Origin of the sequence: Enterobacter nematophilus (assembly GCF_026344075.1) — a bacterium.
GTDB classification, from domain to species: Bacteria; Pseudomonadota; Gammaproteobacteria; order Enterobacterales; family Enterobacteriaceae; genus Enterobacter; species Enterobacter nematophilus.
Genome location: NZ_JAPKNE010000002.1, coordinates 206,843 through 221,997, shown reverse-complemented (window position 1 = coordinate 221,997; position 15,155 = coordinate 206,843). Strand labels below are relative to the sequence as shown.

General features: G+C 55.6%; 13 protein-coding genes. 5 read left to right on the top strand and 8 right to left on the bottom strand.

All coding sequences use genetic code 11. The features are described 5' to 3' along the window. Window positions 1-93 precede the first annotated feature (93 nt). Together OSH03_RS07755 and OSH03_RS07750 are read left to right on the top strand one after the other, a co-directional pair. The gene (locus OSH03_RS07755) at window positions 94-1,470 is read left to right on the top strand and encodes a diaminobutyrate--2-oxoglutarate transaminase (protein WP_014884533.1); all 1,377 of its coding nucleotides are present in this window, start codon (window positions 94-96) and stop codon (window positions 1,468-1,470) included. Window positions 1,471-1,488: 18 nt separating this feature from the next. Further along, window positions 1,489-2,955, top strand: coding sequence for a pyridoxal phosphate-dependent decarboxylase family protein (locus OSH03_RS07750; RefSeq protein ID WP_266178742.1), 1,467 nt, complete (start codon window positions 1,489-1,491; stop codon window positions 2,953-2,955). Window positions 2,956-2,991: 36 nt separating this feature from the next. Here the strand turns inward: OSH03_RS07750 and OSH03_RS07745 are convergent, their stop codons facing one another. The 4 genes from OSH03_RS07745 to OSH03_RS07730 form a co-directional block, all read right to left on the bottom strand. Beyond that, complete coding sequence (locus tag OSH03_RS07745; RefSeq protein ID WP_266178741.1) at window positions 2,992-3,507, bottom strand: protein disulfide oxidoreductase; 516 nt, start codon at window positions 3,505-3,507, stop codon at window positions 2,992-2,994. Window positions 3,508-3,583: 76 nt separating this feature from the next. Continuing rightward, window positions 3,584-5,758 (bottom strand): polysaccharide biosynthesis tyrosine autokinase, encoded by a 2,175-nt coding sequence (locus OSH03_RS07740; RefSeq protein WP_266178740.1) that lies wholly within the window; start codon window positions 5,756-5,758, stop codon window positions 3,584-3,586. Then, window positions 5,758-6,207: an arsenate reductase/protein-tyrosine-phosphatase family protein gene (locus OSH03_RS07735; protein ID WP_061097642.1), complete on the bottom strand. Its 450-nt coding sequence runs from the start codon at window positions 6,205-6,207 to the stop codon at window positions 5,758-5,760. The genes OSH03_RS07740 and OSH03_RS07735 overlap by 1 nt, the downstream gene beginning before the upstream one ends. Further along, window positions 6,207-7,346 (bottom strand): polysaccharide export protein, encoded by a 1,140-nt coding sequence (locus OSH03_RS07730; RefSeq protein WP_266178739.1) that lies wholly within the window; start codon window positions 7,344-7,346, stop codon window positions 6,207-6,209. Before OSH03_RS07730 ends, OSH03_RS07735 begins: the two co-directional genes overlap by 1 nt. 475 nt (window positions 7,347-7,821) lie before the next feature. Between OSH03_RS07730 and OSH03_RS07725 the strand changes: the two genes are divergently transcribed. Together OSH03_RS07725 and OSH03_RS07720 are read left to right on the top strand one after the other, a co-directional pair. Next, window positions 7,822-8,154 carry an RcnB family protein gene (locus OSH03_RS07725; protein WP_008500887.1) on the top strand — a complete coding sequence of 111 codons (333 nt, stop codon included), beginning with the start codon at window positions 7,822-7,824 and terminating at the stop codon, window positions 8,152-8,154. Continuing rightward, window positions 8,105-8,584 (top strand): GNAT family N-acetyltransferase, encoded by a 480-nt coding sequence (locus OSH03_RS07720; RefSeq protein WP_061099642.1) that lies wholly within the window; start codon window positions 8,105-8,107, stop codon window positions 8,582-8,584. The genes OSH03_RS07725 and OSH03_RS07720 overlap by 50 nt, the downstream gene beginning before the upstream one ends. A gap of 93 nt (window positions 8,585-8,677) precedes the next feature. Here OSH03_RS07720 and apbC read toward each other — a convergent pair whose 3' ends face one another. Further along, window positions 8,678-9,787: an iron-sulfur cluster carrier protein ApbC gene (apbC, locus tag OSH03_RS07715; RefSeq protein WP_061097640.1), complete on the bottom strand. Its 1,110-nt coding sequence runs from the start codon at window positions 9,785-9,787 to the stop codon at window positions 8,678-8,680. 137 nt (window positions 9,788-9,924) lie between these two features. Between apbC and metG the strand changes: the two genes are divergently transcribed. Next, window positions 9,925-11,958 (top strand): methionine--tRNA ligase, encoded by a 2,034-nt coding sequence (metG, locus tag OSH03_RS07710; protein ID WP_049000348.1) that lies wholly within the window; start codon window positions 9,925-9,927, stop codon window positions 11,956-11,958. Window positions 11,959-12,052: 94 nt separating this feature from the next. Here the strand turns inward: metG and OSH03_RS07705 are convergent, their stop codons facing one another. The 3 genes from OSH03_RS07705 to OSH03_RS07695 are packed head-to-tail and all read right to left on the bottom strand — an operon-like array spanning window position 12,053 to window position 14,968. Then, complete coding sequence (locus tag OSH03_RS07705; protein ID WP_061097639.1) at window positions 12,053-12,523, bottom strand: YehS family protein; 471 nt, start codon at window positions 12,521-12,523, stop codon at window positions 12,053-12,055. A gap of 46 nt (window positions 12,524-12,569) precedes the next feature. After that, on the bottom strand, window positions 12,570-13,289 hold the full coding sequence (btsR, locus tag OSH03_RS07700) for a two-component system response regulator BtsR (protein WP_024908144.1): 720 nt from the start codon (window positions 13,287-13,289) through the stop codon (window positions 12,570-12,572). Continuing rightward, on the bottom strand, window positions 13,283-14,968 hold the full coding sequence (locus OSH03_RS07695) for a sensor histidine kinase (RefSeq protein WP_061097638.1): 1,686 nt from the start codon (window positions 14,966-14,968) through the stop codon (window positions 13,283-13,285). Before OSH03_RS07695 ends, btsR begins: the two co-directional genes overlap by 7 nt. Window positions 14,969-15,155 lie beyond the last annotated feature (187 nt).

Below are 15,155 nucleotides of genomic sequence, written 5' to 3'. Positions count from 1 at the left end.
TCTATATTGGCGGCGTTTTTTTCAGGCCCCCATCTGTTTTTTAACTTTTTATTCAATCGTGGCTCATAGCGAAGCGGCGGTTGTAGGAGTGATATGATGACGGATAAAGTCCGTATTGACACCGTAGATGCCCACAAAAGCAACGAAACCTATCTGGCCCGTCAGGCCGAGTTTGAATCTAACGTCAGGAGTTATCCGCGCAAACTGCCTTTAGCGATTACTAAAGCAGAAGGCGTGTGGATCACCGATGCAGATAATAAAGAATACCTTGACTGTTTAGCAGGCGCAGGGACCCTTGCGCTTGGCCATAACCATCCTGATGTGCTGAAAAGCATCCAAAATGTCATTACCAGCGGCTTGCCGTTACACACTCTGGATCTGACTACGCCTCTGAAAGACGCGTTTTCTGAATACCTGCTCTCTCTGCTGCCAGGCCAGGGCAAAGAGTACTGCCTGCAGTTCACCGGTCCATCCGGTGCCGACGCCGTTGAAGCGGCGCTGAAGCTGGCGAAAAAAGTGACCGGCCGCAGCGGTATCATCAGCTTCTCTGGTGGTTACCACGGCATGACCCACGGCGCACTGTCCGTGACCGGCAACCTGTCTCCAAAAGAAGCGGTTGACGGCATGATGCCAGAAGTGCAGTTCATGCCTTACCCGCACGAGTACCGCTGCCCGCTGGGTATCGGTGGTGAAGCGGGCGTGAAAGCGCTGACTTACTACTTCGACAACCTGATCAACGACGTTGAAAGCGGCGTGCGTAAGCCTGCTGCGGTAATTCTGGAAGCCGTTCAGGGTGAAGGCGGCGTGAACCCGGCTCCGGCCGAGTGGCTGCAGCGCATCCGTAAAGTGACTCAGGAACACGGCATTCTGCTGATCCTCGACGAAGTTCAGGCTGGCTTTGCCCGTACCGGTAAATTCTTCGCCTTCGAACACGCTGGCATTGAGCCAGACATCATCGTGATGTCTAAAGCAGTCGGTGGCGGTCTGCCGCTGGCCGTGCTCGGCATCAAAAAGCAGTTCGACGCATGGGCGCCAGGCCACCACACCGGCACCTTCCGCGGCAACCAGCTGGCGATGGCAACCGGTCTGACGACGCTGAAAATCCTGAAAGACCAGAACATCGCAGGCAAAGTGGCTGCTCAGGGCGAATGGCTGAAAGGCCAGCTGAAAGAGATGGCGAAACGTTATCCGGTAATCGGTCACGTTCGCGGTCTGGGCATGATGATCGGTATCGAGATTGTTAAGCCGCACGAAGCCGCTGACCACATGGGCTGCTTCCCTGGCGACGGCGAACTGTCTGCGCTGATTCAGAAGAAGTGCTTCGAAGCCGGTCTGATTCTGGAGCGTGGTGGTCGTAACGGTATCGTTCTGCGCCTGCTGCCTTCTCTGCTGATCAGCGATGAAGAGCTGAAAATCTTCCTGGATAAATTCGAGCAGGCACTGCTTGCTGCGGGCGTTCGCCCGGCGTAACCGGAGTAGTTGATTACGATGTCAGATTCAAACCCAATTTTGTTCTCCTCTGCGCAGAGCATTGAAGCTTACCAGCAGGCGATTGAACAAAGCACTCAGGCTGTGATGCAGTGGCTGAAGCAGCCTGAGATGTACCAGGGCAAAACGGTCGCGGAGCTGCGCGACCGTATTAAGCTGGATTTCAACCCGAAAGGGCTGGGCAACGAAGCGGCGATTGAACGCGCCGTAGAGTTCTTCCTGAAAGACAGCTTGTCCGTTCATCACCCGCAGTGCGTGGCGCACCTGCACTGCCCAAGCCTGGTGGTAAGCCAGGCGGCGGAAGTGCTGATCAACGCCACTAACCAGAGTATGGACTCCTGGGATCAAAGCCCGTCCGCAACCATTATTGAGATCAAACTGATCGAGTGGCTGCGTACCCGCGTGGGTTATCAGGCTGGCGACGCGGGTGTCTTCACCAGCGGCGGTACCCAGAGCAACCTGATGGGTCTGATGCTTGCCCGTGACGCGTTCTTCGCGCGTCAGGGCCACTCCGTTCAGCAGGACGGTCTGATGGGCGATCTGCGCAAGATCCGCGTTCTGTGCTCCGAAAACGCGCACTTCTCCGTGCAGAAAAACATGGCGCTGATGGGCCTGGGCTACCAGTCCGTGGTGCAGGTGAAAACCGACGAGTTCTCCCGCATGGATCTGACCGATCTGGCGGCAAAAATCGAACAGTGCAACGCGAACGGCGAGCAGATTCTGGCCATCGTCGCGACGGCAGGTACCACCGATGCCGGCGCTATCGACCCGCTGCGCGCGATCGCTGAACTGGCGGCGAAGCAGAACATCTGGGTACACGTTGATGCGGCCTGGGGCGGCGCGCTGCTGATGTCTGAGCAGTATCGTCACTACCTGGACGGCATTGAGCTGGTGGATTCCGTCACCCTGGACTTCCACAAGCAGTTCTTCCAGACCATCAGCTGCGGCGCGTTCCTGCTGAAAGAAGCGCGCCACTATGAGCTGATGCGCTATCAGGCGGCATACCTGAACTCTGAGTTCGACGAAGAAGCGGGCGTGCCTAACCTGGTGTCCAAATCTCTGCAGACCACTCGCCGTTTCGACGCGCTGAAGCTGTGGATGAGCCTGGAAGCGCTGGGTCAGGAGCAATACGCGGCGATCATCGATCACGGCGTAACGCTGGCGCAGCAGGTTGCGGCCTACGTGAAAGCGCAGCCTGCTCTGGAACTGGTTATGCAGCCACAGCTGGCAAGCGTGCTGTTCCGCTTCCGTGGTCAGGTGCAGATGGACGACGCGGGCATCGCCCTGCTGAACCAGAAAATTGGTGATGCGCTGCTGGAATCCGGCCGTGCAAACGTCGGTGTGACCGAGCATAACGGCATCACCTGCCTGAAGCTGACCCTGCTGAACCCAACCGTGACGCTGGAGGATATCAAAATCCTGCTGTCGCTGGTTGAGCGCACCGCGCAGGAAGTTCTGGCTAAGTAATACAAAACCCCTCTTCCGTCGGAAGAGGGGTTATCTTTATACACCTGCCCACCACATTCTGATTTTCAATCCCCAGTAGCTCGTCCAGCCCGTTGTGGTACTGACTACTTCCCCCTTTGACACAATCACCAGCGTCGGCGTTACGCTCACCTGCCACTGCTGCGACAAGGCGCCGTTTGCATCGTTAATCACCGGCATACTCAGGTTTTTCTTTTCAGCCCAGCGGGCGAGCTTAGCATCGTCACCGGAACGCATGGCAATGCTCACGACGTTACCGCCCTCTTTAGCCAGCTTATCGACCGCAGGTGTCGTATAACGACAGATGCTGCACCAGGTTGCCCAGACGTAAATCAGCAGCGGGCGCTGCTGGCTAAGCGCCGCGATATAGTGAATGTTACCGTCGATGCTCTGCATTGGCGTTGCGCTAAAGCTGGCGGGTAATGACGGCTTTCGGTATTGATCCACACCCCACATGACCGCCAGCGTAAGCAGAATGAGTATGATCCCTTCCCGCGCCCAGCGGCGCAGGCGACTCAATTTACGGTTATCCATTATGACCTCTCGATTTAACGGAGGTCATCTTAACGGGCTATCCGGCGTTATGCTGTAAAGAAGTGTCGCGCCGCTTTTATTCCGGGGTATAGCCGTAGTCGTAATGGCTATAACCCGAGTGGTAATAGAACGCAGCGGATTTCACAATATCATTGAGAATCGCACCTTCAACCTGTACGCCCATCTGCTGCAGACGCTTCCGGCAGTTCTCGATCTCTTTGACGCTGGTTTTACCGAAACGGGCAACCAGCAACGTGGTTGCCGCGGCTCTGGCGACGAGTAGCGCATCCGTCACGGCCAGCACCGGTGGCGTGTCGACAATCACGATGTCGTATTCTTTGTCTATTCGCGACATTACCGTCTGGAAGCGCTCATTCATAAGCAGCTCGACAGGATGCGAAGGCTGAGGTCCACAGGTCAACACATCAAAGCCACCTTTCTCGAAGCGTTGAATCGCATCCTGCCACTCTACATTTCCCCCCAGCACGCTGGACAACCCATGGCGGTTGTTCAGTTTGAAAATGTTGTGGACATATCCTTTGCGCATATCCGCATCAATGAACAGCACACGCTGTCCGGCCTGAGCCGCAATCGACGCCAGCGAGGTGCTCACCAGGGTCTTTCCGCAGTCCTGCGAAGGGCCTGAAACCGCGACTATCCGGTTAGCGGCATCCATCATGGTGAAATGCAGACTGGTGCGTAACCCGCGCACCGCCTCGACAAACATATCTGCCGGACGTTCAACGGGCAGGAAAGGTACGTTTGTCGTCCTGTGCTTCCAGTGGGAAGCAAACAGCGTCCTCCTGCGCAAATGCGTTTTTTTCCATAGCCACACCGAACGCGGGAGCGTAGCCAGAAGAGGCATTCCCTGCGCTTCCAGCGGTTCAGACGAGGTGATGCCCCGTTTAAACGCAGAGCGCACCAACACCGTTCCTGCCGAGAGCATCAATCCCACCAGCATACCGAGCACAATGATAATCACTTTGCGCGGTTTGACTGGGGCAGGCTGCGTTACTGCAGGGTCAATGATCCGCACATTTCCGATGGCGCTGGAGCGCGAGATATTCAGCTCCTGCTGACGCGTCAGCAGCTGCAGGTAGATGGTGCGCCCGGACTCAACGTCACGGCTTAAGCGCAAAATTTCCTGCTGCGTAGAAGGCATGGATGAGACGCGGTTATTCAGGCGCGTACGTTCCTGCTCCAGGGTCTGTTTTTTCTCCCGTAAGGCGCGATAGGTTGGGTGATCCTTTTTGAAAAGCTGAGAAACTTCTGCTTCGCGGAACGTCAGCTCATTAAGCTGGTTTTCCACATTAACCACCTGATCGAGAACCGTCTTCGCCTCAAGGGAGAGATCGACAGAATCGCGCTGCTCTCTGTAGGCGTTCAGTCGCGCTTCGGCTTCATCCAGTTCGCGGCTGATTTTAGGTAATTGATCCTGTAAAAACGTCAGGCTGCGGGTATCTTTAGCCTCCTGGCGCGCAATATTCTGGCTGAGATAATTTTCAGCAATGGTGTTGAGCACCACGGCGATCTTGTCAGGGTCCTCGCCCGTCAGCATTAAGGTGATAATTCCGCTCTGCTTCGCCGACTCCGAAACAGTGAGCCGACGCTGAAGGGCGTTAATTGCCTCAAGCTTTGTGACGGTTTCGAGGGCAAACTGGGTCCCTGGCGCCGCACTGAGGGAGGTAACAAGCAGCGTTACTCCGTCTTTAACCAGCGTTTTCCCAACGACGCCATCAGCCTCAAGCGTTTTACCTTCGAGGTGATACCGGCCCTGCTCCTGAACGGTCAGTAAAAGTTCCTGTGGCTTGTCTTCCAGAAGGGGGATGGTAAGCGCGCCAATTGTCAGTTCACCGGCTTTACGCCCTCCTTCCAGCAGCGGCCCAATGACGGGCAGCACGCGCCGTTTAACGCTGTACGTTAGCCCCAGCTTGTCAACGGTCTCTCCCAGAATCATCCGCGACTTGAGCAGCAGGAGTTCGGGAGCTACATCAGGTGAAAGATCGGTCCCAAACTGGCTTAAGCTTTTGAGCAACGAATTGTCCTGCTTCGCTTCTATCTGTACAAGGGCATCAGCCTGATAGATCGGTGTGACGCTATACGCATAGATCCCGGCGCATACGGTGAACAGGAGCGTGATGCACGCTATCATTACCCGATGATCAAACATCTCAGCCATCAGCTGAATGAGATCAATTTCATTATTATGCGGTGTCGCAGCACCAAATTTGTCTGATTTATGAGACGACATTACTGCTTCATTCCTTGTTGACGCAAACGACGAGCCCATTCCTGGCTGGCTTTTCCTAACTGCTCGAAAACATATTCGAAGGCTTCCCGGCTTTTGTGATACGGATCGGGAATGTCCTTTGTTTCCAGCCACTGACCAAACAACAGCGATTTCCCCCGATTCTCCGGCGCGATTGAGGCAATAAAACGGAGATGCTCTGGCTCCATCACCAGAATCAAATCGGATTTTTGTAACAGAAAACGTGTGACCTTACGCGCCACGTGACCTTCCAGCGAAACGCCATGACGTAAGGCGACAGCCCTTGCAGCCGCATCCGCCGGGCGTCCTTCAAGCCCGAAAATGCCTGCCGAGGTCACCTGCGCGTCGGGTAGCTGCTGGCGCAACAGCCGCTCACCAATCGGTGAACGGCAAATATTGCCGGTGCAAACCACGAGAATTGAATTGAACATTATTGCGGCCACGACCTGATGTAACGGACGGTTTCGGTCAGGTCATGTACACCGCTGATGGTGGGTACCAGCTGGGCGATCACGCGGTTCCAGCGTGAAAGCGGTGCCGTCGTGACATAGACAATGTCGTACGGTTCCAGCTCGAATTCTGTACTCAGCACCATGGCTGAGGCATCTTCCGCATTGAGTTGATAGATGTTGGCGATTTTGTCTTTCTCGCCTTTTCGTGAAACCGGGCGAATAACAAAAATCCCGGTTGCATCGGCCATATTCTGGTTCAGCCCGCCTGCATTCCCCAGGGCTTCGGCCAGCGTCATGCCGCTACGATCCATCTTAAGGGTGCTCTGTTTAACCACCTCGCCCATCACGAACACTTTCAGCGCGTCGTTCCGGGGAACAAACAGGATATCGCCCGGATAAAGCAGCTTATTTTGGGTCAAATCGCCATGTTGCATCAGAGCATAGAGTGAAAGGCGCGAGTCCTGGCCATCATGCGTGAGCACGACGTTACGCCAGTCGGCATCCGCAGAGAGACCGCCCGCGGCGTTCACCGCATCCATTACCGTCAATGGAATATTGGTTATTGGCTGCTGGCCCGATTTCTCAACCTCTCCGGTGATATAGGCTTTTTGAGAACGGAAGGAGGCAACGCTGACGTCCACCTGCGGGCTCTCAATGACCTTATCCAGCCGCGCGGTGATCTCCTCACGTACCTGCGAAACCGTTTTGCCCGCCACTTTCAGCCTGCCGACGTAGGGGTAGAAGAGCGTGCCATCGGCGTTAACCCAGTTACCCGCGTCGCTCGCGCTACGGTACTGCCCTGCGGGCGTCGTGAGTTCAGGGTGATCCCAGACGGTGACCGTCAGAATGTCCCCTGGGCCAATGCGGTATTCCCAGTTTTTGAGCTGCTCATCCAGATTAGGATTTGCCTGAGATTTAGAAACGGGTGGGCGCAGTTTTTCAATTAATCCCGGGGTTAAAGGAAAAACCTCCACGCGTTTGTCCAGCGGATCGTTAATTTTTTCACCGGTAGTGACTTTTTTACCGGAAAGACTTAAGTTCTGGCCTGGTGAAAATACACATCCTGTTAGCTGGCTGAGCGTCAGAAAGGACAATAAAAAAGCAGTTGTATTTTTCATTTATATAAAATGTTGATTTATCGTTGCGCCGGGCATTTAACTTGCAAAAAAAACACAAGCAACACCTTGAAATATAGTTATTTATTATTTTTCCGTAATAGTGCAAAGCGCAAACCCGCTGTTGTTTAAAAAGTTAAACACAGCGCACAATTGCGCAAGAAAACGGAGAGTAATAACAGTTTATGCGCCGCGATATTAAATGTTATCCCTCGCGAAAGCATTCGCTTAACGGTGCAATTTTGACGTAAAAAGTTATTTTCAGAATAGATTAATAAAATGATAAAAATAATAAATATTCCGCACAACTAACATTCACCGCAATAATAAACATCACCGTAATCGACTACCCAAACCCCTCCACTTTTGTTACATTTTTTATCAAACGCATCATGCTTTGATACTTAAAATAGACTGTCTGCCTTGTGCTGAGTGCCCTGCAGACGAAAGTATCTGCAACGATATCACTGGAGAAAAAATGGCTAAGCGTAAATTGCTGCTTCTGGGTGTATTACTGTCTCTGGCGGGCTCCGCGTTCTCTGCCCCGCAAACCGCCGCTGCGCCATCGGGCATCAAGGCCTATGAAGAACAAGAGTTCATCGCCGATTTCACGAAGTTTAAAATCGGCGATACGGCACCGGCGCAGTATCAAACGCCGGAGTACACCATCAAACAGTACCAGCTGCGTAACCTTCCGGCGCCGGATGCCGGCACCCACTGGACCTACATGGGCGAAAACTACGTCCTGATTGGCGATGCAGATGGCAAAATCTACAAAGCCTACAATGGAGATATTTTCTATCATCGCTGATTCAATCGTAATCCGTTCGTGGCAGGAGAGCGACCGCCCTTTCCTGCGCACGCTCTACCTCCACGCCCGGCGTGAAGCCTGGCCGTGGCTGGACAGTTCTGCGTGGCAGCTGGAAGATTTTGACGCGGCAACCCTGGACGAAGAGATTTGGGTGGCGGAACAGGATGGGCACCGACTTGGCTTCGCCTCAGTCTGGACGAACGATAATTTTCTGCACAACCTGTTTGTCGATCCGCAGTATCAGAGCCTGGGCGTCGGACATGTGCTGCTTGAGCACGTACAGAAGACGTTTACCAGCACGGGCTCACTCAAGTGTCTGGTGAAGAATGCGCGGGCTATTGCGTTTTACCAGCGGCACGGCTGGCACATTGAGGCGACGGGAAATTCTCCTGAGGGAGAGTACTATCTGATGCATTATCGGCTTGGGTAACGTCAGGTGGCGCTTCGCTTACCTGACCTACAAAACCGTATTTCGTAGGCCGGGTAAGGCAAAGCCGCCACCCGGCACTAAAGCGCAGAGGAATTACACCGCGCGGAAGGCAATTTCACCCGGGATCACTTCACCCTGCCAGTAGAGCTGCGCCGCAACGCGCCCCGCCAGCTGGCGATACATCTCCGCGAATTCGCTGTCCGGGCGGCTCACGACCGTCGGCTTTCCGCTGTCCAGATCTTCACGCAGGGAAATATGCAGCGGCATCTGCCCCAGCAGCTGGGTGTGATACTGCGCCGCCAGCTTCTCCGCACCGCCGGTACCGAAGATAGGCTCATGGTGTCCGCAGTTGCTGCAGATGTGCATGCTCATGTTCTCAACGATGCCGAGTACCGGCACTTCCACTTTCTCGAACATCACGATGCCTTTTTTGGCGTCGATCAGCGCGATGTCCTGCGGCGTGGTGACCACGACGGCGCCCGTTACCGGAATGTTTTGCGCCAGCGTCAGCTGAATGTCACCGGTGCCCGGCGGCATGTCCAGCACCAGATAATCCAGGTCCGGCCACATCGTTTCCTGCAGCATCTGCAGCAGCGCCTTGCTGGCCATCGGGCCGCGCCAGACCATGGCGTTATCGTCGGTCACCAGGTAACCGATGGAGTTGGTCGCCAGACCGTGCGCAACGATCGGCGCCATATGCGTGCCGTCCGGCGAGGTTGGACGCTGATTTTCCGCACCCAACATGTTTGGAATAGACGGACCGTAGATATCGGCATCCAGAATACCGACCTTTGCCCCTTCCGCCGCCAGCGCGAGCGCGAGGTTGACGGCGGTAGACGATTTACCCACCCCACCCTTACCTGAACTCACGGCGATGATGTTTTTCACCCCGTTGACGCCCGGCTGATTTTTCACACGCTTCAGCGTGGCGATGCTGTGGCTCAGCTTCCAGTCAATCGCTTTCGCACCGGTAATGCGCAGCAGCTCAGCGCTGGTCTGCTCTTTCAGCGCGTCAAAAGCGCTGGTCCAGACGAACGGCATCTGCAGCTCAACGTGCAATGTGTCGTCCAGCCATGCGACGTGGTGTAACGCTTTCAGCGCAGTGAGGTTGTGCTTCAGGGTTGGATGCTGAAAGTTAGCCAGCGTCCCGGCGACCATTGCTCGTAAGGCTTCCGGTGATTTGGCCTGGGATTGAGAACTCATCCCGACTCCTTTGTTCTTGTGAATAAGACCTTAGACAAACAAGTTTACCTGAAAGGCCGTGGTTTGTGCTTACTTAATAATGCCCCTTTTGGTAATATCGAAAACCCTTTTCACAGTTAAAAGAAGTAATGCCTACTATGACTCAAGTCGCGAAAAAAATTCTGGTAACGTGCGCCCTGCCGTACGCCAACGGCTCAATCCACCTCGGCCACATGCTGGAGCATATCCAGGCTGATGTCTGGGTCCGTTACCAGCGAATGCGCGGCCACGAGGTTAACTTCATCTGCGCGGACGATGCCCACGGCACGCCGATCATGCTGAAAGCGCAGCAGCTGGGGATCTCCCCGGAGCAGATGATTGCCGAAATGAGTCAGGAGCATCAGACCGATTTTGCTGGCTTTGACATCAGCTATGACAACTATCACTCCACGCACAGCGACGAAAACCGCGAGCTGTCGGAGCTGATCTACACCCGTCTGAAAGAGAACGGTTTTATCAAAAACCGCACCATCTCTCAGCTGTACGATCCGGAAAAAGGCATGTTCCTGCCGGACCGTTTCGTCAAAGGCACCTGTCCGAAATGTAAATCCCCGGACCAGTACGGCGATAACTGCGAAGTCTGCGGCGCGACCTACAGCCCGACCGAGCTTATCGAGCCGAAATCCGTGGTATCCGGCGCCACGCCTGTGATGCGAGACTCCGAGCACTTCTTCTTCGACCTGCCGTCCTTCAGCGAAATGCTGCAGGCGTGGACCCGCAGCGGCGCGCTGCAGGAGCAGGTGGCGAACAAGATGCAGGAGTGGTTCGAATCCGGCCTGCAGCAGTGGGATATATCCCGCGATGCGCCGTACTTCGGCTTCGAAATCCCGAACGCGCCGGGCAAATATTTCTACGTCTGGCTGGACGCGCCAATCGGCTACATGGGCTCCTTCAAGAACCTGTGCGACAAGCGCGGCGATACCGTGAGCTTCGACGAATACTGGAAGAAAGATTCCACGGCTGAGCTGTACCACTTCATCGGTAAAGACATCGTTTACTTCCACAGCCTGTTCTGGCCGGCAATGCTGGAAGGCAGCAACTTCCGCAAGCCGACCAATCTGTTCGTACACGGCTACGTAACGGTGAACGGCGCGAAGATGTCCAAGTCTCGTGGGACGTTCATTAAGGCCAGCACCTGGCTGAACCACTTCGACGCGGACAGCCTGCGCTACTACTACACCGCGAAGCTCTCTTCCCGCATCGACGATATCGACCTGAACCTGGAAGATTTCGTGCAGCGCGTGAACGCGGACATCGTCAACAAGGTGGTGAACCTGGCCTCCCGTAACGCGGGCTTTATCGCCAAGCGCTTTGACGGCGTAATGGCGGCTGAGCTGGCGGACCCTGCCCTGTACCAAACCTTCACCGATGCGGCGGCCACCATTGGCGAAGCCTGGGAAACGCGCGAGTTCGGAAAAGCCGTGCGTGAAATCATGGCGCTGGCTGACCTGGCTAACCGCTATGTGGACGAGCAGGCACCGTGGGTTGTCGCCAAACAGGAAGGTCGCGATGCCGATCTGCAGGCCATCTGCTCCATGGGCATCAACCTGTTCCGCGTGCTGATGACGTACCTGAAGCCGGTTCTGCCGCAGCTGGCAGCCCGCGCGGAGGCGTTCCTGAACACCGAACTGACCTGGGATGCAATGGCGCAGCCGCTGCTCGGCCACAAGGTGAACACCTTTAAGGCGCTGTATAACCGCATCGAGATGAAGCAGGTTGAAGCCCTGGTCGAAGCCTCTAAAGAAGAGGTGAAAGCGGCTGCAGCACCGGTGACCGGCCCGCTGGCGGACGATCCGATTCAGGAAACCATCACCTTTGATGATTTCGCTAAAGTCGATCTGCGCGTGGCCCTGATTGAAAACGCAGAATTCGTGGAAGGCTCTGACAAGCTGCTGCGCCTGACGCTGGATCTCGGCGGCGAGAAGCGCAACGTCTTCTCCGGCATCCGTTCTGCCTATCCGGACCCGCAGGTGCTGATCGGCCGTCAAACCGTGATGGTCGCTAACCTGGCACCGCGCAAAATGCGTTTCGGCATCTCCGAGGGGATGGTGATGGCCGCGGGCCCAGGCGGGAAAGATATCTTCCTGTTAAGCCCGGACGAAGGCGCCAAGCCAGGCCAGCAGGTGAAATAACAAAAAAGCCGGAGATCATCTCCGGCTTTTTTGTTCTCCCTCTCCCTGTGGGAGAGGGCCGGGGTGAGGGCAACATGCCGCACCCATGCCGCATTTACGCCTTCGGGTGATGCACCCGGTGGGTCAGCCCGCGCAGGAAATTACGCAGAAACTGGTCGCCGCACTCGCGGTAGTTTTTGTGGTCCGGCGCGCGCATCATGGCGGTGATTTCCGGCATCGACACGCGGTATTTCTGCTCGGTCATGATCGCCTGGATATCGTCCGTTTTCAGCGAGAAGGCGATACGCAGCTTTTTTAGCACCGTGTTGTTGTTCACGCGACGCTCCAGCGCCAGCTCGGGCGCAGAGTCATCTTTGCCACGCTTATCGTAAATCAGCCCGTTCAAAAAACCCGACAGAATGATGTCCGGGCAGCGGACGAAGCCCTCTTCGTCCTCTTTGGTCATCCAGGTATCAAAATTTGCAGACGTGGACTCCATGTCGGACAGCGCAAGAATGCGCACCATGTCGTTATTGTTTGCTTTCAGGGTGTAGCGCAGGCTACGAAGAATGTCGTTACTTAGCATAGAGCCTTCGAATGTCGATGATGCAATGGCGCGCAGTGTACCAGTTTTACAGGCCAATCGCCTCTTTCAAACTTTTCAGATAGCGGCGGCTGACGGGGACGGTCTGCCCGGCGCGCAGCACCAGCTCGGCCTGGCCGTTATCTTCCAGGCGGATCTCCTTCAGGTGCGCCATGTTGACCAGATACTGGCGGTGGCAGCGGATCAGCGGCGTGCGGCTCTCCAGCGTGCGCAGGGTCAGCTCGGTAAACCCTTCGTTCCCTTCCGCGCTGGTGACAAACACCCCGCTCAGGCGGCTGCTGACAAACGCCACATCATCCATCTGCAGAAGATAAATCCGGCTGTGCCCGGTGCAGGGGATAAATTTCAGCGGCTGCTGGTTCTCCGGCAGCAGCGTCACGTCCTGGACGGTTCGCTCCTGGCGTAAACGGGTGAGCGTTTTTTCCAGCCGCTTCTCTTCAATCGGCTTGAGTAAATAATCAAACGCGTGCTCCTCAAAAGCCTTAACGGCATATTCGTCGAACGCCGTCAGAAACACGATGTAGGGACGATGCTCCGGGTCGAGCATGCCGACCATCTCCAGACCGCTGATGCGCGGCATCTGAATGTCGAGGAACAGCACGTCCGGGCGCAGCTTGTGCACCGCACCGATGGCCTCAATGGCGTTGGCACACTCCCCCACAATCTCAATGTCTGGCTGCTCCTGCAGCAGAACGCGCAGGTTTTCCCGTGCCAGCGGCTCGTCATCCACAATAAGCACTCTTAACATGCGTTTTCCTCCAGCGGCAGTCGAACGGTAATACGGGTAAAGCGGTCAGGCTCGCAGGCGACGGTTATGCCACAGTCGTTGCCAAAGTGGGCGCGCAGGCGTTTATCCACCAGACTCATCCCTAATCCACCTGAGCTGGAAGGCTGGTAAAGCCCGGCGTTATCTTCAATATCCAGCACCAGATGGTGATTAAAACGGCTGGCGGCGATGGTGACCTCCCCTGTCCCCAGCAGCTGCGAGGTACCGTGCTTGATGGCGTTCTCCACAATAGGCTGCAGGGTAAATGCAGGAAGATGCTGATGCGCCAGCTCGTCCGGAACGGAGAGCGACACCTGCAGGCGGGACTGAAACCGCGCCTGCTCAATTTGCAGATAGGCATTCACGTGCTCAATTTCGTCGGCCAGGGTCACGATTTCTGACGGGCGCTTCAGGTTTTTGCGGAAAAAGGTCGACAGAAACTGCACCAGCTGCGCGGCCTGATCGCTGTCGCGGCGGATCACCGCTTTGAGCGTGTTGAGGGCATTAAACAGGAAATGCGGATTGACCTGGGCATGCAGCAGCTTAATCTCAGACTGCGTCAGCAGGGCTTTCTGCCGTTCATACTGCCCGGCCAGAATTTGCGCGGAAAGAAGCTGGGCGATCCCCTCCCCCAGCGTGCGGTTGATGGAGCTGAACAGACGGTTTTTCGCCTCATACAGTTTGATGGTGCCCATCACCCGCTGATTTTCCCCGCGCAGCGGAATGACCAGCGTGGAGCCCAGCTTGCACTGCGGATGCAGCGAGCAGCGGTAAGGTACTTCGTTACCGTCGGCATATACCACTTCGCCGGTTTCAATGGCGCGCAGCGTATAGGTCGACGAGATCGGTTTGCCCGGCAGATGATGATCGTCTCCGGTGCCGGTAAACGCCAGCAGCTTTTCGCGATCGGTAATGGCCACCGCGCCGATATCCAGCTCTTTATAGAGCACCTGCGCGACCTTCATGCTGTTCTCTTCGTTAAATCCCTGACGCAGGATCCCCTCGGTCGAGGCGGCAACCTTCAGCGCCGTGGCGGAAAAGGCCGAGGTGTACTTCTCAAACATGGCGCGCTTGTCGAGCAGAATACGCATAAACAGCGCCGCGCCCACCGTGTTTGTCACCATCATCGGGGCGGCAATATTGCTGACCAGGTGCAGCGCATCCTCGAACGGGCGGGCAATCAGCAGAATGATTGCCATCTGCGCCATTTCAGCCACAAAAGTAATGGCCCCGGCGGTAAGCGGGCTAAACACCTTGTCCGGGCGACCGCGCTTAATCATGTAGCTGTGCACCAGGCCGCCGAGCAGCCCTTCGACGATCGTCGAGATCATGCAGCTGAGCGCCGTCATCCCGCCCATGGAATAGCGATGCAGCCCACCGGTTAAACCGACAAGGCCACCGACGACCGGGCCGCCCAGCAGCCCGCCCATCACCGCGCCGATGGCGCGCGTATTGGCAATAGAGTCTTCGATATGGAGACCAAAATAGGTCCCCATGATGCAAAAAATAGAGAAGGTGACGTAGCAGAGCAGCTTGTGCGGCAGGCGTACGGTGACCTGCATCAGCGGGATGAAAAGACGCGTTTTGCTCATCAGCCAGGCAATGACCAGAAACACGCACATCTGCTGAAGCAACAGCAGCACCAGGTTAAACTCGTACATACTCAAAACCGCACACGCTAAAAAACGCGTAACATACACGGATGCGGCTGAACTTTCTTTGAAGCACCCCAAAAAAGCGCAAAATCGTGTTCGTTATCACACCTTTTTCTGCACATCGCGCATGCTTCGCATTATTTGTTTAAAAATTAATCAGCTCTTCCTGGTTCGGCAAAGTGGGTCTACAGTT

Bases quoted from the DNA above. Each gene is read 5' to 3' on its own strand.
- OSH03_RS07755 (WP_014884533.1), top strand. From the start codon at position 94: ATGATGACGGATAAAGTCCGTATTGACACCGTAGATGCCCACAAAAGC.
- OSH03_RS07750 (WP_266178742.1), top strand. From the start codon at position 1,489: ATGTCAGATTCAAACCCAATTTTGTTCTCCTCTGCGCAGAGCATTGAA.
- OSH03_RS07745 (WP_266178741.1), bottom strand. From the start codon at position 3,507: ATGGATAACCGTAAATTGAGTCGCCTGCGCCGCTGGGCGCGGGAAGGG.
- OSH03_RS07740 (WP_266178740.1), bottom strand. From the start codon at position 5,758: ATGTCGTCTCATAAATCAGACAAATTTGGTGCTGCGACACCGCATAAT.
- OSH03_RS07735 (WP_061097642.1), bottom strand. From the start codon at position 6,207: ATGTTCAATTCAATTCTCGTGGTTTGCACCGGCAATATTTGCCGTTCA.
- OSH03_RS07730 (WP_266178739.1), bottom strand. From the start codon at position 7,346: ATGAAAAATACAACTGCTTTTTTATTGTCCTTTCTGACGCTCAGCCAG.
- OSH03_RS07725 (WP_008500887.1), top strand. From the start codon at position 7,822: ATGGCTAAGCGTAAATTGCTGCTTCTGGGTGTATTACTGTCTCTGGCG.
- OSH03_RS07720 (WP_061099642.1), top strand. From the start codon at position 8,105: ATGGCAAAATCTACAAAGCCTACAATGGAGATATTTTCTATCATCGCT.
- apbC (WP_061097640.1), bottom strand. From the start codon at position 9,787: ATGAGTTCTCAATCCCAGGCCAAATCACCGGAAGCCTTACGAGCAATG.
- metG (WP_049000348.1), top strand. From the start codon at position 9,925: ATGACTCAAGTCGCGAAAAAAATTCTGGTAACGTGCGCCCTGCCGTAC.
- OSH03_RS07705 (WP_061097639.1), bottom strand. From the start codon at position 12,523: ATGCTAAGTAACGACATTCTTCGTAGCCTGCGCTACACCCTGAAAGCA.
- btsR (WP_024908144.1), bottom strand. From the start codon at position 13,289: ATGTTAAGAGTGCTTATTGTGGATGACGAGCCGCTGGCACGGGAAAAC.
- OSH03_RS07695 (WP_061097638.1), bottom strand. From the start codon at position 14,968: ATGTACGAGTTTAACCTGGTGCTGCTGTTGCTTCAGCAGATGTGCGTG.